At 69.1% G+C, this 23,841-nt stretch carries 22 protein-coding genes; 16 read left to right on the top strand and 6 right to left on the bottom strand.

What is annotated here, in order from left to right:
- Positions 1–55: 55 nt before the first annotated feature.
- Entirely contained in the window at positions 56–367 is a 312-nt protein-coding gene (locus tag OZ403_RS34155; protein WP_140795404.1) for a hypothetical protein, read from the top strand.
- 55 nt (positions 368–422) lie between these two features.
- Here OZ403_RS34155 and OZ403_RS34150 read toward each other — a convergent pair whose 3' ends face one another.
- On the bottom strand, positions 423–1,973 hold the full coding sequence (locus OZ403_RS34150; RefSeq protein ID WP_268782721.1) for a 4-alpha-glucanotransferase: 1,551 nt from the start codon (positions 1,971–1,973) through the stop codon (positions 423–425).
- Between the two features lie 107 nt (positions 1,974–2,080).
- Between OZ403_RS34150 and OZ403_RS34145 the strand changes: the two genes are divergently transcribed.
- The 4 genes from OZ403_RS34145 to OZ403_RS34130 are packed head-to-tail and all read left to right on the top strand — an operon-like array spanning position 2,081 to position 4,693.
- A complete protein-coding gene (locus OZ403_RS34145) occupies positions 2,081–2,665 on the top strand; it encodes a DNA-3-methyladenine glycosylase (RefSeq protein ID WP_140800041.1) in 585 nt (194 codons plus the stop codon).
- 35 nt (positions 2,666–2,700) lie between these two features.
- A complete protein-coding gene (locus OZ403_RS34140; RefSeq protein WP_268782720.1) occupies positions 2,701–3,315 on the top strand; it encodes an RNA polymerase sigma factor in 615 nt (204 codons plus the stop codon).
- A complete protein-coding gene (locus OZ403_RS34135) occupies positions 3,312–3,620 on the top strand; it encodes an anti-sigma factor family protein (protein WP_020478006.1) in 309 nt (102 codons plus the stop codon). Before OZ403_RS34140 ends, OZ403_RS34135 begins: the two co-directional genes overlap by 4 nt.
- Complete coding sequence (locus OZ403_RS34130) at positions 3,617–4,693, top strand: radical SAM protein (protein WP_268782719.1); 1,077 nt, start codon at positions 3,617–3,619, stop codon at positions 4,691–4,693. Before OZ403_RS34135 ends, OZ403_RS34130 begins: the two co-directional genes overlap by 4 nt.
- A gap of 24 nt (positions 4,694–4,717) precedes the next feature.
- Here the strand turns inward: OZ403_RS34130 and OZ403_RS34125 are convergent, their stop codons facing one another.
- Positions 4,718–5,104, bottom strand: a complete 387-nt coding sequence (locus OZ403_RS34125) for a type II toxin-antitoxin system RelE family toxin (RefSeq protein WP_268782718.1) — start codon at positions 5,102–5,104, stop codon at positions 4,718–4,720.
- Positions 5,105–5,418: 314 nt separating this feature from the next.
- Between OZ403_RS34125 and OZ403_RS34120 the strand changes: the two genes are divergently transcribed.
- Positions 5,419–6,039: a DedA family protein gene (locus OZ403_RS34120; protein ID WP_140795399.1), complete on the top strand. Its 621-nt coding sequence runs from the start codon at positions 5,419–5,421 to the stop codon at positions 6,037–6,039.
- Between the two features lie 68 nt (positions 6,040–6,107).
- The gene (locus OZ403_RS34115) at positions 6,108–8,381 is read left to right on the top strand and encodes a hypothetical protein (RefSeq protein WP_268782717.1); all 2,274 of its coding nucleotides are present in this window, start codon (positions 6,108–6,110) and stop codon (positions 8,379–8,381) included.
- 36 nt (positions 8,382–8,417) lie between these two features.
- On the opposite strand, the gene OZ403_RS34110 is transcribed toward OZ403_RS34115, so the two are convergent.
- Positions 8,418–11,564 carry an ABC transporter substrate-binding protein gene (locus OZ403_RS34110; protein WP_268782716.1) on the bottom strand — a complete coding sequence of 1,049 codons (3,147 nt, stop codon included), beginning with the start codon at positions 11,562–11,564 and terminating at the stop codon, positions 8,418–8,420.
- Positions 11,565–11,626: 62 nt separating this feature from the next.
- On the opposite strand from OZ403_RS34110, the gene OZ403_RS34105 reads away from it, so the two are divergent.
- A complete protein-coding gene (locus OZ403_RS34105) occupies positions 11,627–12,652 on the top strand; it encodes a lasso peptide biosynthesis protein (protein ID WP_268782715.1) in 1,026 nt (341 codons plus the stop codon).
- 9 nt (positions 12,653–12,661) lie between these two features.
- Here the strand turns inward: OZ403_RS34105 and OZ403_RS34100 are convergent, their stop codons facing one another.
- A complete protein-coding gene (locus OZ403_RS34100; protein ID WP_140795395.1) occupies positions 12,662–13,687 on the bottom strand; it encodes an arginine N-succinyltransferase in 1,026 nt (341 codons plus the stop codon).
- A 256-nt stretch (positions 13,688–13,943) separates the two neighbouring features.
- Between OZ403_RS34100 and OZ403_RS34095 the strand changes: the two genes are divergently transcribed.
- The 8 genes from OZ403_RS34095 (at position 13,944) to OZ403_RS34060 (ending at position 21,926) form a co-directional block, all read left to right on the top strand.
- A complete protein-coding gene (locus OZ403_RS34095; protein WP_268784924.1) occupies positions 13,944–15,104 on the top strand; it encodes a polysaccharide lyase in 1,161 nt (386 codons plus the stop codon).
- A 797-nt stretch (positions 15,105–15,901) separates the two neighbouring features.
- Positions 15,902–16,480 (top strand): hypothetical protein, encoded by a 579-nt coding sequence (locus OZ403_RS34090; protein WP_140867777.1) that lies wholly within the window; start codon positions 15,902–15,904, stop codon positions 16,478–16,480.
- Positions 16,481–16,808: 328 nt separating this feature from the next.
- Complete coding sequence (locus tag OZ403_RS34085; protein WP_268782714.1) at positions 16,809–18,392, top strand: serine hydrolase domain-containing protein; 1,584 nt, start codon at positions 16,809–16,811, stop codon at positions 18,390–18,392.
- Positions 18,393–18,474: 82 nt separating this feature from the next.
- On the top strand, positions 18,475–19,758 hold the full coding sequence (locus tag OZ403_RS34080; protein WP_090488457.1) for a TIGR04013 family B12-binding domain/radical SAM domain-containing protein: 1,284 nt from the start codon (positions 18,475–18,477) through the stop codon (positions 19,756–19,758).
- A gap of 48 nt (positions 19,759–19,806) precedes the next feature.
- Positions 19,807–20,478, top strand: coding sequence for a SitA6 family polymorphic toxin lipoprotein (gene sitA6, locus OZ403_RS34075; protein ID WP_268782713.1), 672 nt, complete (start codon positions 19,807–19,809; stop codon positions 20,476–20,478).
- Positions 20,479–20,484: 6 nt separating this feature from the next.
- Positions 20,485–21,210, top strand: coding sequence for a SitI6 family double-CXXCG motif immunity protein (gene sitI6, locus OZ403_RS34070; protein ID WP_268782712.1), 726 nt, complete (start codon positions 20,485–20,487; stop codon positions 21,208–21,210).
- A gap of 66 nt (positions 21,211–21,276) precedes the next feature.
- A complete protein-coding gene (locus OZ403_RS34065) occupies positions 21,277–21,615 on the top strand; it encodes a hypothetical protein (protein ID WP_140795389.1) in 339 nt (112 codons plus the stop codon).
- 68 nt (positions 21,616–21,683) lie between these two features.
- Positions 21,684–21,926 carry a hypothetical protein gene (locus OZ403_RS34060; protein WP_140795388.1) on the top strand — a complete coding sequence of 81 codons (243 nt, stop codon included), beginning with the start codon at positions 21,684–21,686 and terminating at the stop codon, positions 21,924–21,926.
- Positions 21,927–21,938: 12 nt separating this feature from the next.
- On the opposite strand, the gene OZ403_RS34055 is transcribed toward OZ403_RS34060, so the two are convergent.
- Both OZ403_RS34055 and aceA read right to left on the bottom strand, forming a co-directional pair.
- Positions 21,939–22,346, bottom strand: a complete 408-nt coding sequence (locus OZ403_RS34055) for a hypothetical protein (RefSeq protein WP_174258958.1) — start codon at positions 22,344–22,346, stop codon at positions 21,939–21,941.
- 179 nt (positions 22,347–22,525) lie between these two features.
- On the bottom strand, positions 22,526–23,812 hold the full coding sequence (gene aceA / locus OZ403_RS34050; protein ID WP_140795386.1) for an isocitrate lyase: 1,287 nt from the start codon (positions 23,810–23,812) through the stop codon (positions 22,526–22,528).
- Between the last annotated feature and the right edge of the window lie 29 nt (positions 23,813–23,841).

The following is a 23,841-nucleotide window of genomic DNA, read 5'->3' as shown; positions in this document are numbered from 1 at the left end:
ATGACGCCTCGCGAAGACGTGCAAGCCGCGCCCGCCTGGCCCAAGATGGGGGGCCATGGCCCAGTCCCGGCGAATCAGAAGCCTGGTGTTCTCCGTGCTCGCGGTATGCGCGTCCTCGTGTGGTGTCTCCGAGGACGAGGCGGTGCGCCCCAAGGAGGGCGAGAGCTTGTCGGACGCGCCCTACTGCGGCTCGTTCGGCTGCGTGGACCCGTACCAGTTCTGCACGGAAATCTTCCTGGAGTTCGGCCGCTCGCCGCCCATCTGCGTCTTCGACGACATCTGCGAGCGGCTGGAGTGCGCCAACTCCAACCGCACCTGCGCCCTGTTCGACGGCTTCCCGGCCCAGGTGAAGTGCATCAAACCGTGAGGCCGTCGCGGCCGCGCGTATCCGCGGACGTTGGGCCCCCCGGGCGGACGGTGTCTCAGCGCCGCGCGGACGCGGTGAGCCAGGCCAGCCGCTCGGCGGCCTCGCGCGTGCGCGAATCGGTGAGCAGGTCGCTCACGTTCTGCTCGATGCGGTAGGCCCAGTTCGAATCGCTCATGGAGCCGGGCAGGTTGATGCGGTCCCGGGTGCCGAGCACGTCCTGCCAGGGCAATACGCACAGGTCGCTGTTGGCGTTGAGCGCCGAGGCCAGCATGGCCCGGTGCACGTCCGGGGTGAACTCGCGGGTGATGGCCACGCCGTTGAGCTCCGGCCATGAGCGCGCCGCCGCCTGCCGCTCGTGGTCGCTCGCGCCCTCCCACCACTCGGCCACCGTGTCCGTGTCATGCGTGCCGGTGGTGACCAGGGACACCGCCGGGAACTGGCGCGGGTCGCGGTAGTGGTTGTCGTCGCGCTCCCAGCGCATCACCCGGTAGCCGGGCAGCTTGAGCTCCGCGAGGATGTGGCGCACGAAGGGCGGAATCACGCCCAGGTCCTCGGCGACGATGCCGGCGCCCTCGGACAGCAGGCGGAAGGTCTTCTCGCCCAGGCGGCGGTGGCTCTCCTCGTCCGGCGGGATGAAGCGCCCGGTGGGCGTCTGCGCGTCGCGAATCCACTGACGGAAGTACCCCACCGCGTGGTCCACCCGGCGCAAGTCGTAGTAGCTGGCCGCCTTCTTCGCGCGCATCTTCAGCCACGCGAAGTCGTCCTTCTCCATGGCCGCCAGGTCGAAGTAGGGCAGGCCCCAGTCCTGGCCCGTGGCGGAGAAGTCATCCGGAGGCACGCCCAGGCGGGCGTCGCGCCGCAGGATGTCCGGGTGCGCCCACACGTCCGCGCTGTCCTGACCGATGATGAACGGCTCGTCGCCGCACAGGAGGACGTCCTGGGCGCGGGCCTGCGTCCGCACCTCGTTCCACTGCTGCTCGGCCACCCACTGGAGCCAGGCGTGGTAGCGCACGCGGCGCTCCAGCTCCCGGGACTTCTGGGCCAGGGCCTCCGGCTGACGGGTGCGCAGCGGCTCCGGCCACTCCCACCATGGGCGGCGGTCCTCCTGCTCGCTGATGGCGGTGAAGAGCGCGTAGCTCTCCAGCCACTCGCCCTGGGCGTCGCGCCACTGGCGGAAGGCCTTCGCCCGCTCGGACTGGGGCGCCCAGTGCTGCGCTTCGAAGACGTCGAAGGCGCGCGCGAAGGCGGCGTCCTTGAGGGGGAAGACCAAATCGTAGCGCACGCGCGGCGCCGAACGCGCCTCGGCCAGCTGGGCGCGCTGCGCGTCGGACAGGGCCGCCTCGCCGCCGGCCGCGGTGAACTCCGGCAGCCGCTGCAGGTCGATGAAGAGGGGATTGAGGCCGAATGCCGAGCGCGTCGCGTAGGGGCTCGGGTCGCCCGGCGCGGTGGGCAGCAGCGGCAGCACCATCAGCATCCGCTGGCGGGCGGCCTTCATCCAGCTGAACAGTCCCTCCAGGGCACCGAAGTCACCGATGCCAAAGTCGGTCTGCGAGCGGAGGGAGAAGAGCGGGAGCAAAAGACCGGAGAGCCGGCCGGGTGTGGACATGGTGCGATGCAATCTGCCCCAGCCCCGCGCCGGTGGGAACTGCCGACGCTCTCCGAGTGTGTCTGGGTTCTTCGCTTTCCGAACGGAAGGGCCGTTAACATCCAGGCGTGAACTGGTTGCCGGAGTCTTTCTACGCCCGTCCCGCGCTGGTGGTTGCCCGGGAGCTGCTTGGCACCTTGCTGGTGGTGGAGGAGGGCGGACAGTGCCGGGTGGGCCGCATCGTGGAGACGGAGGCCTATATCGGCGAGCACGACCTGGCGTGCCACGCGGCCAAGGGGCTCACCCCTCGCACCGAGGTCATGTTCGGCCCGGCCGGCGTGGCGTACGTCTATCTGATTTATGGCATGCACCACTGTTTCAACGTGGTGACGGATGCCACGGGGGTGGGCGCGGCGGTGCTGGTGCGGGCGGTGGAGCCGGTGGAGGGCCTGCCCCCGGGGACGCGCACAGACGGGCCGGGCCGCTTGTGCAAGGCGCTGGGCCTCACCCGGGCGCACAACCGGCGGGGCCTGTGCACGCCCGCGCTGCACCTGCGACCCGGGACGCCTGTTCCCGAGTCAGCCGTGTCCCGGGGGCCTCGGATTGGCGTGGACTACGCCGGGGCGTGGGCCGCCGAACCCTTCCGTTTGTGGGTCCGGGACAGTCAACATGTCAGCAAGGGGCCGCCACCGGGGCGCCGCAAGCCCGCTTGACGGCGGGCTTTCTGGCTGGTTGGGTGCGCCCCGCCATGTCCGACGAGGCCATCAGGGAAGAGGACCGTCAGCTCCTCTCTCGCGCACAGGATGGAGACGTTTCCGCCTTCGAGGCCCTGGTGGATGCCCACCGGGACAAGGTGTATGGCCTGGCGCTCCGGATGACCCGTTCGGAGGCCGACGCGGCCGAAATCACCCAGGATACCTTCCTGTCCGCCTACCAACACCTGAGGGATTTCCGGGGGGATGCGGCCTTCGGCTCCTGGGTGCACCGCATCGCCGCCAACCATGCGCTCATGCGCCTGCGCCACCGCCGCGTGGCCCAGGCAGCCGAGCAGGAGCTCCAGGGCCCGGAGTTCACCGAGCGGGGCTCCCTGGCGGATTATCCCCAGACGGATTGGAGCCGGGACGCCGAGGAGAAGGCCCTGGACGCCGAGCTGGGCTCCGCCATCCAGCAAGCCTCGGACCGCCTGCCCGAGGGGTACCGGGAGGTCTTCCTCTTGAAAGACGTGGAGGGCCTCAGTTACGAACAGATTGCAGAGGCAACGGGGGACTCCATCCCCGCCATCAAGAGCCGGTTGCACCGGGCACGGCTCGCGCTCCGTGAAGCCATCGACGCTTTCTACAACCGGGACAGCCGGGAGTTGTGAAACGCGACGAAGCGCTCGGCATCATCGAGAGGAACGAGGGCGCGCCGCAGCCAGCCGAGGTTCGGATGTACAACTGCAAAGATTCCATCAACCTCCTGCTGCAATTCCTCGACGGAGAGATGTCTCCCGAGGACACACAGCACCTGCGTGAGCACCTGCGCGGGTGCAGCCCCTGTGTGGACTTCCTGCGCACCTACCGGGCCACGCCCGGGCTGTGCAAGAAGGCGCTGGTGGCGAAGATGCCGAAGGAAGTCTCCGAGAAGCTCACCGAGTTCCTTCGCTCCAAAATCAAGTCCGCCTCGTGAACCTGAAGTCATTGTCGTTGCAGGAACTGGAGGCCGCGCTCGCGCCGCTCTCCCCATCGCCCACCGCCGTCCGCAAGGTGTTCGCGGCCGTCTTCGCCCACGGTGCGCAGTCCGTGGAGGATGTCGCTTCGGCCCGCCAGGTGCCGCGCCGCGTGGGAGACCACCTGCGTGCCCACGCGGAGATGCCGAAGCTGGCAATCGTCGAGCGCCGCCGCGCGGACGACGGCTTCGTGAAGTACCTCTTCGACTCGCCGCTGGGCGGACGTATTGAAGCGGTCCGCATCCCCATCTTCGATGAGAAGTACGTCATCTGCGTCTCCAGCCAGGTGGGCTGTGCGCTGGCGTGCGACTTCTGCATGACGGGGAAGTTGGGCTTCAAAAGGAATCTGCAGACCTGGGAGATATTGGACCAGGTGCTCCAGGTCCGGGAGGAAGCGGACCGGCCGGTGCGCGGCGTCGTCTTCATGGGGATGGGGGAGCCGCTCCTCAACTACAAGGAGACGCTGCGAGCCGCGGACATCCTGCGGCACCCGGCGGGGTTCTCCATCGCAGGGGAGGCGATTACCTTCTCCACGGCGGGCCATGTGCCGGCCATCCGCCGCTACGTGCGTGAAGGGCATCCGTACCGGCTGGCCTTCTCGGTGACGAGCGCCATCGCGGAGAAGCGCGCGAAGGTGCTGCCGATTGAGAAGACGCACCCGCTGCCGGAGCTCATCGCCGCCATCCGCGAGTACAGCGAGGTGCGGCGCGAGCGGGCGATGATCGCCTATGTCGCCATCAGCGGCTTCAACCTGGGCCGCGAGGACGCCGAGGCGCTGAAGGCCGCCTTCGAGGGCATCCGCATCAAGGTGGACCTCATCGACGTGACGGACCCCACCGGGAAGTACCTGCCGCCCACGCCCGAGGAGCTGAGCGCGTTCCGCGACCACCTCCAGATTCTCAAGTCACCGGTGGCGCGTCGGTACTCTGGTGGCAAGGAGATTGGCGCGGCGTGTGGCACGCTGGCGGCCACGCAGTACGGCGGCACGGTGATGCCGCAGCCCGCCGAGGCGCCCACGTCCACGACGCCGTGACGTGCGCGCGGAAGGGGGGACGGCCTAGGGCGTGTACGGGGGACTGCCGCCGCCCTCGTTGTCCCAGCCATCCTCCCTGTGACCCGAGCCGTGCCATTCCGCCGCGGGGGGCGCCTGTCGTGTCAGCGGGCTCTTGCTCCAACTGCCAAAGTCCAGCAACTGGAGGGTGCGGTCCTCGGCCTGGACGCGGTACGCAATCCACTGGTCGCCCAGGAAGATTCGGTGTGCACCGGGGGAGACGACCGCGAGCTCGCTCGCATGGGGTCGGCTCATCCTGGACGGGGAGTAGGCGGCGTCCTCGGCGGCCGCGGCGAGCATGTCCAGCCGCTCCTGGATGGGTTGGCGCTCGGAAGGAGGCAGCTGCTGGTAGGCCTCCGTGAGCTCGGGGGTGATGGTGACGCGGTAGGACATGGCGAGAGACCTCGGTGAGGGGATGGGCCCGCCATGGATGCGTTCCGCCCGGAAGGTCCACGTGTTTGAAGGGCGCAACTGAAGGGTAGTCATGGTGGCCGCGCCCTGCCGTGGCCGGGCTGAGCCCCCGCTCGCGGACCTGCCGCACGGATGCCGGTATTCCTTCAGGCGACAGCGCCTGGGGCGGCGGTTCACGCCGGGCGCGCGCTCCGGTGATGTTCACCCCGGGCGGGGCGGAGTGGATGCCGCTTTCGCATCGGCGGCGTCCGACTTAAATCCGACGGTGCTCGGCTCGCTGGAGGTCACACGCGCGGATGGTGGAATTCATCGACCAGCTCATCTCGGCCCTGGGGCCACTGGGCCTGCTCGTGCTGGGGCTGGCGGCGATGCTGGAGTACGTCGTGCCGCCCTTTCCCGGGGACACCATCACCCTGCTGGGGGGCGTGTACGCGGTGCGTGGCTCGCAACCGTGGCTGCTCGTCTTCCTCGTGGTGACGGTGGGCAGCGTGGCGGGCGCGGCCATCAACTACGCGGTGGGGCACTGGCTGGCGAAGCGCTTCGACGCCCACCCCGAGCGCAGCTTCTTCGGCATCACCCATGCGCGGCTGGAACAGGTTCAAGCGCGCATGCGCGTGAATGGGCCGTGGCTGCTGCTGGTGAATCGTTTCCTGCCGGGCATCCGGGGCCTCATCTTCGTCGCCGCGGGGGCCTCGCGCATGCCGCGCTTCAACGCGCTGGCGCTGGGCGCGGTGTCCGCCATGGCACATACCGGGCTGGTGCTGGGGCTGGGCACGGCGGTGGGCGGCAATCTGGAGCGGCTGACGGCGCTCGTCACCCGGTACCAGTACGCGGTGGTGGGGCTGGTCGTCATTGGCGCCATTGGCGTGGGCATCCGGATGTTGGCCCGGCGCCGTGCCCCCGCGCCGGGGCCTTGAGTTCGTCTCAGGACGGCGCCTTGGTGTTGCATTGCAGGGGCGCGCGGCCCCGCGCTTGAGTCGCGGGCATGCATCCGCAGGCGCGTTCCTGGAGTCCGTTGTTGGTGGCGCTCATGCTCGTCGTGGGTGGGTGCCAGTCGGGGGACTCCGGGACGGGAGGCTCGCGTCAGGGGTTCCGGCCCCGGGATGCGGTGGTGGACTTCGGCCGTGTGCTGGAGGGGACACAGGCGCGCCGCGCGGTGACGGTGCTGGCCACGGGCCGAGCGGGCCTGACGGTGGCGGCATCCGTAGCGGCGCCCTTCGCCGTGGTGACGTCCGAGGTGAGCGTACCCGGCGGCGGCGCGACTGAAGTGGAGGTCGTCTTCACCGCGGGGCATGGGCTGGCGGAGGGAATGCTGCTGCTGTCAGGCGCGGGGCTGACGGCGTCCGTCCGCCTCACGGGCCTGGGCATCCGGCCCACGCCGTGTCCGGAGCGCCCCTGCTTCGACTCCCGCTTCGACGTGGCATCCGGGACGTGCGTGGAAACGCCGCTGGAGGAAGGCGCCGCGTGCACGCCGGAGAGCCGCTGTCAGGTGGACGGCCGCTGCCAGGCGAGCGTCTGCGTGGGCCACCCGAGGACGTGTGACGACAACAACCCGTGCACGGTGGATGCGTGTTCGCCCTCGCGGGGGTGTGTGACGTCGCGGGTGGCGTGCCCCACGCCGGAGAACCCCTGCAAGGTGGGGTTGTGCGACCGGGACGAGGGCTGCACGGCGGTGGACGCCGACGACTTCAGTCCTTGCGGCCCGGCGGACTGTCAGACGGCGCGTCTGTGCTTCAGCGGCGCATGCCGGGAGGTGACGCCACCCGAGGGCTTCGTCTGCGCGCCCGCTACCGCCTGCCAGGGAGAAGGGACGTGCCAGGGGGGCGTGTGCCAGCGGCCGGACCCTGTCGAACTCGCGCCGGAGCTCAGCCTGGCGCTGGAAGGCGTGCCGGTGGAGGCGGACGGTGGGACGGTGTTGCTCGTCTCGGAGGACTCTCTCTACACCTCCGTGTGTGGCGGGGACGCGGGCTGCCAGTTGGTCGCGTACACGCGCTCGGGGCTGCTGCGGTACGTGTCTTCGTATCCGGATGGGGGCGCGCGGACGCTGCTGGCCGTGTCGGACGCGGGCGTGGTGGTCCATGCGTCAGAGGGGCTCGAGGCCTATGCGCCGCGCGGCTCCGGTGCGCGCCTGTGGCAGGCCTCGTGGGCGTCGCTAGGGGCGGGCGGGGACCTTCCGCCGGGAGGCGCCGCCGCGAGCCACATCGCGCTCACGCACGAGGAGGACGTTCTCGCGTACGTCGCGTGGCGGGCCGTGCCGGATGCCGGCGGTGTGGATGAGGGCGGCACCTCGCCCGAATCCGCGAGGCTCGTCTGGCTGTCGGGTCGCGAGGACGCGGGCACGTTGCTGGGCGCGTCACAGGTCGAAGCCTGGCGAGGAGAGGCGCGGCTGGGGCTGGACGTGCTGGGGGCGGCCTATCTCTACACGGTGGATGGACGGCTGGCGCGGGTGGAACTCGACGCCCGAAGCGCGAGGCTCGCAACCGCCGGAGCTGACGACGGCGCGAAGCGGGACAGCGGGCAGCCTGCCGGGCCTGACTTCGATGCCAGCGCGCTCTCGAAGGTGTCGCCAGGAGTGGCAGATGGCAGTGGGGGGACGGAGTTGAAGTTGAGCGCGCTGCTGGATGGCGGTGTTCCGGATGGAGGTGCGTCACTGGCCATCGCGGGTGGGCGGCTGCTGGTGGGAGCGCGAGCCTTTGTGCCGGAGGATGGCGGCGTGCCCGTCATGCTCTCGGAAGGGGGCGGTGGCGCCAGCGTGCGGGTGCCCATCGCGGAGCCAGCGCTACTGCCCTCGGATGGACAGCCTGGCCATCTCTTCGCACGGGCATGTGCGCGCACGGACGGCGTTCCCTGCACGGCGCGGGAGGAGCGTGTCGTGCTTCGCGCCGTGGACCCGGAGTCCGGACACGTGGTGTGGGAGGTGGATGCGCTTCCGGATGAGGTGGCACCGGGCACGGTGTACGAAGCCGCGTTGCTTCAAGGGGGCGTGGTGGGGGTGCTCGCTGACGCCGAACTGCCGGAGGGCCACCAGGCATGGATACAGTTCTTTGCTCAAGGTGCCCGAGTCGGCAGCTGCCCGCTTCCCAGTCGCCCGCAGGTGGCGGGTGCCGCGTTCCTGGGGCAGCACCTGTATGTCGTCTTGAACCGCGATGGCGTGTGGCGACTGGAGTCGTACGGCCTGGGGCGGGACTTCACGACGGAAGACCGCGGCTGGCCGCAGCGCCATGGTGGAGCCTCGCGGATGAGAATCGAATCTCCGTGATGCCGGCGTCGCGCGCCACCCGTGCCTTGGGCTGTCTCAGGTGGAGGCGTTCGGGTCGACCCAGAGGTCGTCGAAGCGCACCTGGGGCGGCGTCTGGTGCAGCCGCAGACTTTGGACCGCGGGGGTCGCGGCCGCGTGGGCGCGGTCGTGGTACAGCGGGATGAGGGGGCAGTCCTCCCGGAACAGCTGCTCCGCGCGCAGATAGAGCTGACGGCGCAGCTCCGGGTCGATGGAGACGCGGGCCTCGGCGGTGAGCCGGTCCAGCTCCGGGTTCCGGTAGCCCATGGGGAACACCGTCTGGGCGTTGGAGTGGAGGAGGAAGTACAGGAAGGTGTCCGGGTCCGGGTAGTCGGCCAGCCAGCGACTGCGGAAGGCGGGGAGGCGGCCCTCGGTCACCTGGGCGGTGTATTCCTCGCGCGACATCTCCACGTAGCGCAGCTCCAGCAGCCCGGCCTGGAGCAGCGGGCGGAAGAGCACCGCGTCCTCCGCGGAGTGGTCATTGCCGGTGGGACGGTGGAGCGTCAGCCGCAGCCTGCGCAGGCCTACCTCTCGCAGCAGTTGCTCGGCGAGGGCCACGTCCGGTACGGGCGCGGGTCCCATGTCCGCGTCATCCAGCAGCTCGGGTGGGGTCAGCGAGCGAGCCACGCGCGCGCCGGGGTGGAACTGGCTCACCATGGCCTGGATGTCCATGCCCGCGCGGAGTGCGCGCCGGACTCTCACGTCGTCGAAGGGCGCCTCCCGGTGGTTGAGCACCACGAAGGCCGTGGAGGGCGTGGTGCTCGCGGCGAGTTGGAAGGCCTCCAGGCCGGGCAACTCCACATGCTCCGTGTCGAGGAATGACACCAGGTCCACCGCCCCCTGGCGCAGCAGCGTCACCGCTTCCTTGCGAGAACCGGCGAGCAGGAACTCCAGCCGGTCCACCATCGGTACGCCCGAGCGCCAGTAAGAGGGGTTCCGCTCCAGCACCACGTGCTCGGGTTCCAGGGCGAGGAGCCGGAACGGCCCGGTGCCCACCAGCCGCCCGTTGGCGTCCGTCCGGGCCACCGCGGTGGCGGTGAGCGCCATCAACTGGAGGAAGAACGCCTTGGGCTCGCGGAGGCGAATCTCCAGCGTGTGGTCGTCCAGCACCTCCAGGCCGGACACGTCGCGTGCCATGCCAGCGGCGTACTCCGGCGCGCCCTCCACGTCCTCCAGGAGGCTCCGGTCGGGCGAGCGGAGCGCCGGGTCCAGCAGCCGCTCCAGGTGGCGCTTCACGTCGCTCGCCGTCAGCAGCGTGCCGTCGTGGAAGGTGACGCCACGGCGCAGATAGAAGCGGTAGCGGCGCGCGGAAGGGTCTGCGTCCCAGCGCTCGGCCAGGTCGGGCTCCAGCCCGCCGTCCTCTCTGCGCACCAGCGTGGAGAACACGCACGCGGTGAGCTCGGAGACCTGGTTCTCCACGCTGAAGAGCGGGTCCACCGCCTGGCGGTTCCGCAGCGACGCGGCCTGGTGCATGCCCACGCGCAGCGTCCCGCCGGAGTGGGGCGTGGGGAGCTTGAAGTGGTACACTTCCGCTTCCAGGCCCTCGGCTTCGTGGCCCAACTGGTCCACCGTTCGCGTCAGCCCGTCGCCAATGCGGATGACCCGGTGTGCGTCCTCGCGCACCTGGGCGATTTCCTCGCGGATGGAGGCGTCGGCCTTGGTGAGCACCACGTTGGCGGAGCGCAGCTCCTCCAGGGCGGCGCTCAGCCGCACCACCGACTCGGAGAGGTCGCGCCCGGTGCGCGCCTGGGCCTCCGCCTTCTGCGAGGCGCCCTGGCCCACGCGGGCCATCTCCTGCGTCTGTCGCAGCAGCTCGCGCGCGTGGCCGGACTGTTCGATGGCCATGCGCGTGACGTTCTCCACCCGCAGGGCCACGCGGCGGCTGGCCTCCACGACCGTGGCACCCTGCGCCTCCAGCCGTTGCGTCTCCGCCACCGTGGCTTCAACGGCGGTGAAGGTGCGCTGGGTGATGGTGCGAATCTCCACCAGGGCTTCCGCGGCACGGTCGCCCAGGGCCACACCGGCGGTGGCTCGCTCGCGGCCTTCCTGCACCAGCGCCACCGCCGTCTGTACGGCGTCGCGCACGCCCGCCACCATGGCGCCGATTTCGCGGGTGGAGCGCGTGGTGCGCTCGGCCAGGTTGCGAATCTCGTTGGCCACCACGCCGAAGGGCCGTCCCTGCACGCCCGCCTGGGCGGCGATGATGGCGGCATTGAGGGCCAGCAGGTTGGTCTGGTCCGCAATCTCCTGGATGACGTCGACGATGCGGCCGATTTCCGTCGAGCGCGTGCCCAGCATCTCCATCAGCTCGGCGGCCTTCCGGACCGTCTCCTCCACCCGGTACATGCCCTTGACGCTGTCGCCCACCAGCACCTCGCCGCGCTCGGCGGTGGCCGTCACGGCGATGGCCAACTGGTTCGTCTCATTGGCACGGCGGCGCACGGAATCGATGCCGCCTTCCACGGCGGCGACGAAGTCCTCGGCCTCGCTGGCGAAGCGGCCCAGTTCGTCACCGGACGCGGCGATGTTGGCCATCCGCTCGGCCATGGCCTGCATCAGCGACGTGGTGTTGTGGGCGAAGGTGTTGACCTGGGCCAGCGAGTCCACCACCTGCTCCAGCCGCTCCGTCATCTCCAGCAGCGCGCCGGTGGTGTCGACGGCGAAGACCTCCAGTTGGTGCACCCGCTTGCCGGCCACCTGGAGGCTGCCGCCCATGCCGCTGACGGCCTCCAGCGTGCGCTCCACCGCGCCGCCCTGCCGCCGCGCGGCCTCCAGCAGCATCCGGGCCTGCCCGCTCACGTCCGTGCTGGTGCGGTGCAGGTTGGCCGTCACCCGCTGCACCTGCGCCAGGGCGCGCCGCAGGGACAGGATGAGGCGGCGCACGTCCTCGTGGCCTTCATAGCGCGGCCCCACCGTGGTGGTGAGGTCGCCCTCCGCCAGCCGCGCCATCACCTGCCGGCGCACCCGCCGCCGCTGCGCCGCCCAGCGGAACCACGCGAGGTATCCCCCCGCGAGATAGAGCGCGGGCGTGGCGAGCAGCACCACCGCCCAGGTGGCATTCGAAAGCGGCCCCCCGGAGACGGCCCGCAGCATCCCCCCCAGGAGAAGCGCGGAGACCAGCCCTGCCGCCAGGCCGAACGTGAACAGGTACCGTTTGGCGCCCATGAAGGAGTGGAACGCTACTCCGCCTTCTCGCGCCGGTCCTCAAAACGCCGCACACTGGGCCCGTGGCCACCCTGCTTGCCCTGCTGCTGCTGACGCTCCCGGTAAAGCCAGAGAGTCCCGGTAGCGCTGGCACGCCACCCGCGTTCCAGGCGGATTCCACGCGTTACGTCTTCGCCTGGCGCGGCGTGCCGGTAGGCACGGTGACGCTGAAACTGGAGCCGGGCCGTTTTACCTACGTCAGCCAGCACCTGCACACCCGCGCCGGAAAGGCGGGAGCGCGCCGCCGGGAACAGTCCCTGGAGGTGGATGCCCAGGGGCGGGTGCGTGGCTCGTCGGCGGTGCCGCAGGCGCTGTGGCTCTGGAAGGGCGTGCCCGCCGTGGGGTGTGTCGTGGGGCGGGAGGAGCTGACGGGCCGCGAGGGCCCGCACTGCGTCACCCGGGTGGAGGAGCGGCGCGTGGAGGGAACGTTGTTGGGGACGGCCTTCCAGGCCCGCTACGGGGCGGACGGCCGGATGGAGGTGCTGGAGGTGGGCGACTCGCGCTTCACCGTGGCCGCGCCTGGGGAGCGGCTGCGCGCGCCTCCCGAGCTCTTCGCGGACGGACTGCCCGTGGAGGGGGCCCGAGGCGCGCTGTCGCTGGAGCCGCCGCTCGACGTGCCAGCGCGGCTCGCGGGGCTGACGCCGTGGATGGCGGCGGCGGCGCGGACGCTGGCGGCCGAGGTCCACGCGGCCTTCCCGGAGAAGACGCCCGGTGGCGCGGACTGGAGCGAGGACGGCGAGGGCGAGGCGGGTGGGTGCCTGGCGCACGCGCTGCGCTTCGCCGCGGGGGCCCGTGCGCGGGGCGTGAAGGTGGCGCTGGTGCACGGGCTGCTGGTGGTGGACGGCGGGCCGGCACGGCCCCACGCCTGGGTGCGCGTGGCGCTGGCGACGGGCGGGACGTTGGATTTGGACCCGACGTCCCTGGACGAGGTGTCACCGCATACGCACCTGCCCATCGCCCTGGCGGAGGCGCAGGGCCCCGCGCTGGAGGCGGGGGCGCGCTGGCTGTCGCTGCTGCGCGGGGCGCACCGGGTGGTGCGCCGGCCGTGAGGCAGTGGGTTATTCGAAGGGGATGATGGACACCTTCGCGCCGGCCTGGACGTCCAGGACCTCCTTGGCTCGCGCGGGCAGGAAGGCCTGGGTGTTCTCCAGCCGGGCCTGGCAGCGCACGGAGCGGAAGCGGTTGCGGCCGGAGTCACTCTCCACCGCGACGAGGACGTCATCTCCTTCCAGGTCGAAGTCCTCCTCCGCCACCTTGAGCGTGCGGAACTTGCGCACCAGGGAGATGTCGGCGGTGTCGGCCTCGAAGTGGGGACCGCCGTCGAACGGGTCGATGCGCTCCATGTACTTGAAGCCGATGCGCTCCAGCATGCGCTGCACGCCGCGCGTCTGCGGGCCCACCTCGCCCAGAACCTTCTGCACGCGCGCGGGGAAGAGCGACGCGTAGATGTCCGAGGCGGGGAAGAGCTCCTTGATGAACTCCTTGTTCTGCCGGCTGAGGCGGTCCGCCTCCTGGTAGGTGAGGCCGGTGAACTTCTTGCCGCAGGCCTCCCACAAGAGGCTGCGGCCGTCCGGCAGCAGCGGCGGCAGCAGCTCCGCCAGCACGCGGGGGCGGAAGAGCCGCCGGTGCATGGCGATGAAGAGGAAGCGCCCGTAGGACAGCTGCTTGCCGGGCTTGTCCGGCGTGGCGCGGTAGGGCGGGTCCACGACGAGGCCGCCCACCTCGGTGGGGCCCTCGTAGTTGTAGGCGATGGAGAGGACCTTGTGGCGAAGGTGACGGGAGAGGGACGCGGAGTAGTGCTCGCGCTCGCTCACCTCGTAATAGATGTGCGGAGCCTCATAGGTGCCGTGCTGCGCGATGATCATCGACGTGCCGATGATGAGGCTGTTGCGCACGTCCTCCAGCACGAAGAGGTACTCGCGCTCGAAGGGGTTCTTCACCTTGCCCGCGAAGCTCTTCACCGACGTGTCCACGATGGCCGACAGCGTTTCCTCGTTGTTCGGCAGGTTCACCGTGTTCAGCACGGCCGCGAGCCTTTTGAGCCCGGGCAGGTCGGTCTTCTGGACGTCACGCAGGACAAGCATGGGGACACTCGGGGCGCCCCCGGAACGGAGCGCCGGAAAGTGCGGACTATACCCCACACCTGCCGCCAGTCAGCTTGAAGGTTGGTCGGCGTGTTGATGACGCGACGTGTTGCTGTCGGCTTGCCAGGACGCCCGGAGTGTGTCAGCCGCCCTGCGCTCGACGTGAAACATGGCGTGAAACATTCAAGGCCTTGCATGCCCGCCTGCCCACTTGCCGGACCAGCGGGAAGGATTTCGCGGGGGAATGAAGCAGGAAATGGTTTGCGGTACGGTGTGCTGGTCGTTGCATTCCAAACCTTTGCGAGGATGTATTTTGAGAGCCTTTATCCCCGTATGGCTCGTGATGTGGTGCGTCCCCGGGCTCGCCATGGCTGGCGTCGTGTGGCGGGGGGACTTCGAGACGGGTGACCGCTCGCAGTACTCCGGCGCGCAGATGGTGAACGCGAACCGGCTACAGGTGGTGACGTCACCCGTGGCCGAGGGCAAGTACGCGCTGAAGGCGACGGTGCATCAGGGCGACGACCCCATCAACGCCAGCGGGAATCGCAACGAACTGGTCTACATCAGCAACGAGCCGGTGGGTTCGGAGTACTACTACCGCTGGAAGGTGATGTTCGCGAACGACTTCCCCAGCGTGGACACCTGGCAGCTCTTCACCCAGTGGCACCACGACGGGTGCTGTGGTTCGCCGCCGGTGGAGTTCTACGTGAAGGGGGAGGAAATCCGGCTGTCGCTCCCAGGCACCAGCGAGATTCCCTGGCGCACGAAGCTCACCCGAGGCGTGTGGCACGAGTTCATCCTGCACGCGAAGTGGTCGTCCGACCCGAAGGTGGGCTTCGTCGAGCTGTGGCACAACAAGGAGCGGGTGCTGCCCAAGCGCGGCGCGATGACGATGTACTCGGGGCAGCGCAACTACCTGAAGCTCGGCCTCTACCGGAGCGACACGGTGCGGCCGGTGGGCGTCGTCTACCACGATGGTTTCATGCAGGCGACGGCGCTGTCGGACGTGCTCGAGCAGAATCCGGAGCCGCCTCCCGTGGACGCGGGGACGCCCATCGACGCAGGCTCGCCCATCGACGCAGGCTCGCCCATCGACGCAGGCTCGCCCATCGACGCAGGCTCGCCCATCGACGCAGGCTCGCCCATCGACGCAGGCTCGCCCGTGGACGCGGGCAGCGTGGACCCGGACCATGTGGACGCGGGTGGGGCCGAAGAGCCGCGGCCGGAGACGGACGCGGGGACGCCTGCCTGGGACGCGGGCACGGAGCCTGGGCCGAACGTGCCCCCGCCTGGAGGCATCTCCCCGGATGAGGGTGTCGCGGCACAGTCGGGGTGCAGCAGCAGCGGTGGCTCCGCGGCGGCCTTCGCGCTGCTGGGCCTGATGGGGCTGGCGGGTCACCGCCGTCGCCGGAGCTGAGTCACGAGGGGCGCGCGGGCCGTGGGCTCGCGCGCCTTCGTGGGGAAGTGTGCGGTGCGAGTCTCGACCTACGTGTCTTGAGCGCTCGTACCCACCGGCGACGTTGGTTTGCCGGAGAAGGTCTGCCCGGCTCCGAGGCGGTGTGCCGCTCTCGTTCGAGTGGGAGGCCCAACGTGGCGCAGCCGAATGATTCACGGTGCCGATGCCGCCTCTCTTGGAAGTCTGACGTGTTGATGGCGCGCCTGACGTGTCAGCAGTGCCGCGTGTCAGCTCTCTTCGCGCGAGCAGCCAATCCCATCACCTGACAGGTCAGGACCGTGCCTGTCGTTCGGCGGGAAGGTCTCGCGGATTCGCCCGCCACGTCCCTCGTGCGGGCCGTTCCGCCGGAACGTGGGCCTCCGGGGTTTCCTCTACGTATCCATCCCGTCGTGCGTCATCACGCACCTGTGCCTTGCCGCGGGACGTGACGACCGGGTGGGGCGGGTCCACTCCTTCCCCTGATTCCATATGCTGCTGCTGGAATGGAGGTGGATTTGCGTCTGTGATTGGGGTGGATTCGGACGCGCACGGAGCAATGTTTTGCACAAATGCGTGGAGTGGCGGTGACAGCGGCTGACGCGTCAGTCGCCTGGCGGAACTCCGGCCTCCATGTGGATTTCAGACGCAGCGAGGGGAGAGCAATTGCTGGCACATGAGTTGCTCTGGTTGACGTCAGGCGGGATGGACCCCTTGCCGTGAATCCGATGTGAGGGTTCAGCAGTAATAGACATCAACCACACGAAAGAACTGGTGCGTACATGGCGAAGATCGTCTTCCTGATTGATTCCAGTGCCCTTCCCAAGGGTGGGGCCTCCGTCAACACCGCGGTCGCGGTCGGACATCCCCCGTTCGTCCTGAACGACAAGCCCGAAGACGCCGAGTACAAGGTGCCCGTCGCGAAGGGGGAGAACATCCGTATCTACACGGAGGAGAAGAGCCACCTCACGTCCGTGAAGCTCGCGCCCAACGGCATCATCGCGCATTCGTTCCAGGGCACCCAGCTCACGGTCGCAAGCATGAAGGACTCCTCGAAGCGGCCCATCGACATCCCCAACTTCGACATGGATCGGGGCCCCGTGCCGGACTTCATCGAGTTCAGCACCGGAGACGCTCAGTGGACGCAGACGCCCCCGTCCTGGAGCTACTGGGCCAACAATCCGCTCATCGACCAGGACCTCAAGGCCAGCATGACGCCCAGCTACATCCCGTACGTCACGTTCAATGCCAGTACGATCGTGAGCGGTGAGTTCCAGTACGGATTGGTGTTCGGACTGACGAGGGACGGGGCGACCGTCGAGTATTTCTACTTCGACCCCTTCATTGTCATTCGTTCGTGAAGTGGATGGGCGCGGCCTGATGCGCGCTGTTCGTCTGGGCTGGGTGCCATTGACGTAGCGTCCCGCTCACGAAGCGGCACCGGAAGCCGCTGCTCCAGCCCAGGGGGGCGTTGTTCCCCTGGGCTGCGGGCCGCCATTCCTCGGCTCGGTCGTGGTGCGGCCCGAACGGCGCGACTTCGCTCATCGTGGGCTTGCGGCGCGTCGAGGCCGCGTTCATGGACCGGGTGCGCCGGGGGCGCCCGCTTCGTCCCTCGCCCTGGCGCGTGTGTCGTGCAATATCGGTCTTCCAGGAACGTTGTCCGAACAGAACACGTCCCTTGGAGCGCCCATGCGATACCACCTCTTCCTTCCGCTCTGCACCTTGCTGGCCTGTGCCCACGCGCAACCGGCCGCCACGCCTCCGGCTCCCGTGGCGCAGGCGCCCGTGGACCCCGAATCCCAGTTGCGCGAGGCCCTGCAACGGGCGGGCATGGCGATGGAGGCGGGGCACTTCGACTCCGCGCTCTCGGAGATACAGCGGCTGTGGGACGGCGGCCACCAGACGGACGACGTGGCCTGGTACGCCGCCTATGCCTCGCTGGGCACCGGTGACGATGCCGCGGCGTTCACCTGGCTGGAGCGCGCCGTCGAACGCGGGATGAGCTCACTGGGCGACTTGCTGCACGACAAGTCCCTGGCGCCGCTGCGGAGGATGCCCGGCTACGACGCGCTGGTGGCTCGGGCCCGGGAGAACGCGCTGAAGGCGCGCGCCGAGGGCAACGTGGGGGCAGGGCTGGAGACGACGACGCCCGCGGAGGCGGGAGTGTCTGAGCCGGCGCTGGCGGCCTTCGTGAAGGCAGCCGAGGACGCGGGATCGTCGGCACTGGTCGTGCTCCGTCACGGCAAGGTGGTGGGCGAGTGGTACTTTGGTGGGGAGACGCAGCGCATCGAGTCCATGTCCGCGACCAAGGGCGTGGTGGCGCTGGCCATCGGCCTGCTCATCGACGAGGGGAAGATTGCCTCCGTCGACGCGCCCGTCTCCACCCTCTTCCCGGAGTGGAAGGACGGCCTCAAGGGGAAGGTCACCCTGCGGCACCTGCTCAGCCACACCTCGGGGCTGGCGGCGAACGCCAACGCGATGGACATCTACGAGTCGCGAGACTTCGTCCGATACGCGCTGGACGCCCACGTGGTGGACGTCCCGGGCAGCCAGTTCTTCTACAACAACAAGGCCACCAACCTGCTCGCGGGCGTGGTGGAGCGCGCCTCGGGCGAGAAGCTGGACGCCTATCTCATGCGGCGCCTCTTCGAGCCGCTCGGCATCCGTGACGTGTTCTGGCAGAAGGACCCGTCCGGCAATCCGCTGGGCATGTCCGGCCTGCGCCTGCACCCCGTGGACTTCGCCAAGGTGGGCCAGTTGATGCTCCAGCGGGGCGTCTGGCAGGGGCAGCGCATCCTGAGTGAGGCCTGGATTCAGGAATCCACCGCCGCGCCATCTCAGGCCCACACCCCCACGGCGGGCTTGTTGTGGTGGCTCGTCTACGACAAGGCGTTCCGCGTGCTGGGTCAGGACATGGTGAACGAGGCGCGTCGCAACGGCATGCCGGAGGCGTCGCTGTCCCGCCTGCGGGACGTGGTGGACAAGCCGATTCCCTCCGGGGACTTCATGCAGGTGCTCTCCGAGCGGCTGGGCGGGATGAAGGGCGTCATGGAGTTCATGGAGAAGAGCGCCCGCATCCCGCTGCGCACGCAGGTGGAGGGCGCGCCCCGGGGTTACTCCGCGCGCGGCTCCTTCGGGCAGCTCCTGCTGGTGGTGCCAGCGCAGGACCTGGTGGTGGTGCGCATGGCTGTGCCGGACGGGCGGGTTCCTCCGGACGTCATGGAGTTCCCTGCATTCAACACGCTGGCCCTCTCGCTGGTGCCTTCTCCCTGACTGGCCAAGGGCGCACGCGGCGGGCCCGGCTGCCTGCCCGTGTGCTCGCGCCGCCGGCCCTGTGGCATAAAGCGCTTCCAGCATGCAGCCATCTCGCCGCGTTTCGCTCGTCCTGAGCTACCAGTACCCGGGTAAGTACGCCTTCACCGTGCTGGCGGGCGCCGTGGAGTCGGACCCGGCGCTGGCGGACGTGACGCTGCACTTTCCGCGCAGCCGCGAGACGCTGCTGGACACGATTCGCGAGCGCGTGGACGCCGGAGACACGGTGGTGGCTGCGTGGTCTTTCTACTCGGCCAGCTTCGCCCCGGCGGCGGAGGAGCTGGCATGGGTGCGTGAGCGGCTGGAGGGACGGGACGTGCTGTGCATCGCCGGCGGCGTGCACGCCACGGCGGAGACGCTCCAGACGCTTCAGGCGGGCTTCGACCTGGTGGCGGTGGGCGAGGGTGAGTACTCCCTGCGCGCCTTGCTCGGCCGGGTGCTGCGCGGCGAGGAGCCGCGTGAGACGCACGGCGTCGCGTATCTGAAGGACGGGAAGCTGGTGCAGCACGGCCGAGGGGAGGGCGTGCAACTGGACGACTTCCCGCCCTTCGCGGCGCGCAACGGGCAGTACGGCGCCATCGAGATTACGCGCGGCTGCATCTACGCGTGCCGCTTCTGCCAGACGCCGTTCATGAGCAAGGCGCGCTTCCGCCACCGCTCCGTGGCCAACGTGGCGCACTGGGCGCGGGAGTTGCGGCGCTCGGGGCGGAGAGACATCCGCTTCATCACGCCCACCTCCATGTCCTACGGCACCGCCGACGAGTCGGTGAACCTGGACGCGGTGGAGGCGCTGCTTGCCGCCGTGAAGGAGGCCATGGCGCCCGATGGGCGCGTCTACTACGGCACCTTCCCGTCAGAGGTCCGCCCCGAGCACGTCACGCCCGAGGCGCTGGCGCTGCTCAAGCGCTACGTCCACAACGACAACCTCATCATCGGCGGACAGTCCGGCTCCGAGCGCATCCTTCAGAGCACCCGCCGGGGACACGACGTGGAGACGGTGGTGCGCGCCACCCGCATCGCGGTGGAGTGTGGCTTCGTGCCCAACGTGGACTTCATCCTCGGGCTGCCCGGCGAGGAGCCCGCGGACGTGGATGCCACGGTGGCGCTGATGGAGAAGTTGGCGGGCCTGGGCGCGCGCGTGCATGGGCATACATTCATGCCGCTGCCAGGGACGCCCTTCCGTGATGCGCCGCCCGGGTCGGTGGATGAGGCGACACAGCGCAAGCTGGACCGGCTGGCCTCGCAGGGGCGCCTGTATGGGCACTGGAAGCAGCAGGTCGCGCTCGCCGAGGGCATTGCCTCACGCCGCCGCCCGCGCGCGGGTTAGCGGCAGGGTGGCACGGGCAAGACAGACCTGAAGCCTAGACTTCGCGGGATGCGAACCTGTCTGCTCCGATGGCTTCCGGTGCTCGCCGTGCTTTGGCTGGGGTGTTCCACCTCGGTCAAGCCGCCCATTCAGCAGGCCTGGGACGATGCGGAGCTGGAGTGTTGGACTCCGCACGAGGACCAGTGTGTGTCCTTGCTGTGCCTGGGCGACGCCTGCGGTTTCTACCGCTGCGCGGACCTGCCTGGAGAGGTGGAGTTGGCGCGCTCCCCTCCCGCTCGGCCACCTGCGGCTGCCGCGACACCGGGCCGAGGCCCCCGGCGGAATTGGGGCATCGGGCAGCAGTTGCCTCGGGGCGCTGTCATGGTGTTCCCCAACTGGAACGGGGCGCCTGAGCGAATCATCCCGCCATCACATCAGCTTCTGCCCGGGCGCTGGGAGAAGCACCACATCTTTCCCCAGGCCAAGGACCTCGCTGGCTGGTTCGTGCAGCAAGGCGTCAAGATTCACGACTACACCATGCCGATACCGAGAGACCTCCACCTCAGGATTCACCAGGGAGGCAATCGTGGTGGCGCGTGGAATCAGGCGTGGCGCGACTTCAGGGGCCGTAACCCAAGTGCGTCGCCTGAAGAGATCTTCAAGTACGCAGGGGAACTCATTTATCGCTTCCAGCTCATGGGCGGACCCATTCGGCCCTATTATTCCCAGCCCGGAACGTGAGGATGCATGCCCCGTTACTTCTGGCTCCTGGAGGATTGGACAGCGTTGGCCGCTTACAAAGGGGACTTCAATGCCGCGCACAAATGGAGCCTGCCTGGGTTGGCGAAGTGCCCCGGCTGTAGTGTGACCTGGGCCTCTACCGGCCATAATTACCCTGCTGTCGATTTGTCAGCGCTGCCAGAGCAGGACGCGTTCCTGAAGGCCAGGCCCGAGCCATTCACCGAGTTCGTGCGTCTCCGCGAGTTGGTTCGCCCTCTGGCCCCTCCAGGTGTCGCCCTACCTCCTGGTACGGCGTTCGGCCCATTGGTTGGCCCCGCTCGTGGCGATCTGGGGCCCCTGACGTGGCAGGGAAGCTATCTGCTGTTGCTTCGCCGAGACGCCTTCGAAGGGCTCCACGCCGAAGGTGTTCTAGGGCTTTCGAGTCGGAAGGCTGAACTGCGCTTCCGTCAGAAGTCGCCGCCCGAATATCTGGAGCCTCAAGTCGAACTGCGCGGACAGTTGCACCCGGACTGCTACCCGCCGGATCAGCATCCCCCCTGCGGCACCTGTGGCCGGCTCGGAATGTCGCTACCAGACGACCCCATTCTCGACGCAGCCTCGCTGCCCACGGACCGAGACGTCTTCCGCGTGGGCAACTTCGCGACCGTGATGGTGGGCACCGAGCGATTCAAGGAGGCCGTTCAGCGCTTGGAGTTGGAGGGAATCACCTTCCGCGAGCTGCCTACCCGCTAGGCACACGCGTGCGGGCCGTCACTTCCACGGGCCTCCGTTCCGCCGGGCGCTTAGGATGAGGACGCGATGTCCACCGACCAGGCACCTCCCTACTGGCTCCTCATCTCCGTCCTCTTCAGCAACCAGCCTCTGTCGCCCTCGCTGGCGATGACGCTGCACCAGGCGGCCTTCGAGCTGCACCAGCGCGGTGACGGCGCCAAGGAGGTGGCCGGGGACATGGTGAGCGGCCGGGTGGTGAACCTGCGCAAGGACGTGTCCTTCGGCGGCATCGCCGGGCCTGCCTTCGAGGCGGAGATCGAGACCGAGCGGGGCTCCGGCGTCGTTCGCTTCGTCCTCACCCGGCAGGGCCTGGAGATGATGAAGCAGCAGCCGGCCGAGCCACCCCGGCCCAAGTACCTCAACTGAGCCACCCACCGCCCGCCCGCCTGTCCGCCCTCTGCGCGCGGACGGGCAGCGTCGCCACCTTGGAAGGCATGGACCCCAAGGACTATCTCAAGCGTGGCGCGGGAATCCCGCTCGACCCCAAGAAGCAGAAGGACCCGGATGTGGACGGCGAGCGCGTCCCCGCCGAGGGACGCGCCGAGTTCCTCAACGACGTGGCCGAACAGAACGGCGGTCAACGCACGGACGTCGACCTGCCGTGGAAGAAAGGCCCCGAACTGCAGCGAGGCCAACGCGACGCCTACAACGCGGACAGCGACAAGAAGAAGGGCTGAGCCCCACCGCGATTACTCGCGGTCCATGTCCACCTTCATCTTGTTGCCCATGTGCAGGATGGAGTTCGACAGCGTCGCGGCGGACATCTCCGCCAGCTCCATCAGGACCTGCTCCTGCTGCGCCTGCTCCGAGCCGGCCGGGGCCTGGGACACCGGGCCCCGCGAGCCGTCCTCGGAGATGGGCCCGCGGCCCACGGCGGACAGGTAGGAGTTCAGGATGCCGTTGTTCGGCGAGCTGCCCACCGAGGCGAGCGCCGAGGCGACCACCGCGCCCCCCGACACCATCAGCGGATCCCCAGGCCGGTTGGCCGGGGCCATCGGGTTCACCAGCGCGCCAAAGCTCGTGCTGGCGGCGCGGGTCTGCGCCTGCGTGGTGGCGGGCTGAATCATGGGACCGGTGAAGGAGTTGATGCGGTTCATGGCGGCTCCGTCTCGGCCCGGGACGCGCACCACGCACGTGTCGGACCTCTCGAATCCCCATTATCGCCCAGCGGCCCCGCGAAGTTGCGCGGAAGGCCAAAAATGCCCGAAGGCCGCGGACTTACGGGCGTGCTCCCCGTCAGCCGCGGCCTTCAGAAGACTTCAAGAGGCGCCGTCGCCTAGAACTGGTGGGCCTCGGTGGACTCCGTCAGGGCGAGCGTGCTGGCGTTGCCGCCGGAGATGACCTCGGCCACCTGGTCGAAGTAGCCGGTGCCCACCTCACGCTGGTGACGCGTGGCGGTGTAGCCGTCCTTCTCCGCCGCGAACTCGGCCTGCTGCAGCTCGCTGTAGGCCGCCATGCCGCGGTCCTTGTACTTCCGCGCCAGCTCGTACATCCCGAAGTTGAGCGCGTGGAAGCCGGCCAGGGTGACGAACTGGAACTTGTAGCCCATGGCGCCCAGCTCGCGCTGGAACCTGGCGATGGTGGCGTCGTCCAGGTTCTTCTTCCAGTTGAAGGACGGCGAGCAGTTGTAGGCCAAGAGCTTGTTCGGGTACTTGGCGCGGATGGACTCGGCGAACTTCTTCGCCTGGGCCAGGTCGGGGGTGCTCGTCTCGCACCAGACCAGGTCCGCGTACGGCGCGTACGCCAGGCCGCGGGCAATGGCGCAGTCCAGGCCGCCGTTGAGGCGGTAGAAACCTTCGCCGGTGCGGCCGGACTTCTTGTCGATGAAGGCGTGGTCGTACTCGTCCGCGTCGCTCATCAGCAGCTTGGCGCTGTCCGCGTCCGTGCGGGCCACCAGCAGCGTGGGCACGCCCATGACGTCCGCCGCGAGCCGGGCCGCGTTGAGGGTGCGGACGAAGTGGCTGGTGGGCACCAGCACCTTGCCGCCCATGTGGCCGCACTTCTTCTCGCTGGCCAGCTGGTCCTCGAAGTGCACGCCGGCGGCGCCCGCCTCAATCATGCCCTTCATCAGCTCGAAGGCGTTGAGCGGGCCACCGAAGCCGGCCTCGGCGTCGGCGATGATGGGCGCGAACCAGTAGCGGTCCTTGCGGCCCTCCGCGTGGTCAATCTGGTCCGCGCGACGCAGGGCGTTGTTGATCTTCCGCACCACGGTGGGGACGCTGTCCACCGGGTAGAGGCTCTGGTCCGGGTACATCTGCCCCGCGGAGTTCGCGTCCGCCGCCACCTGCCAGCCGGACAGGTAGATGGCCTTCAGGCCCGCGCGCACCATCTGCACCGCCTGGTTGCCGGTGAGCGAGCCGAGCGCGTTGATGTAGTCCTCGGTGTGGAGCAGCTCCCAGAGCTTCTTGGCGCCCAGCTCCGCCAGCGTGTGGCTGACGGTGATGGAGCCGCGGAGCTTCTCCACGTCCTTCTGGGTGTAGTTGCGCTTGATGCCCTCGAAACGCTGCGCGTGGAGCTTGGCGTGAGGGGAAGCATCGGCGGTCGTCGGCGTGGCGTCGTACATCGTGGGCTCCTCGCTACGGTAAAAGTGGT

Source organism: Myxococcus sp. NMCA1 (assembly GCF_026810205.1).
In the GTDB taxonomy this organism is placed as follows: Bacteria; Myxococcota; Myxococcia; order Myxococcales; family Myxococcaceae; genus Myxococcus; species Myxococcus xanthus_A.
The sequence above is the reverse complement of the archived record's forward strand: the minus strand, read 5'-3'. Positions and strand labels throughout refer to the sequence as shown.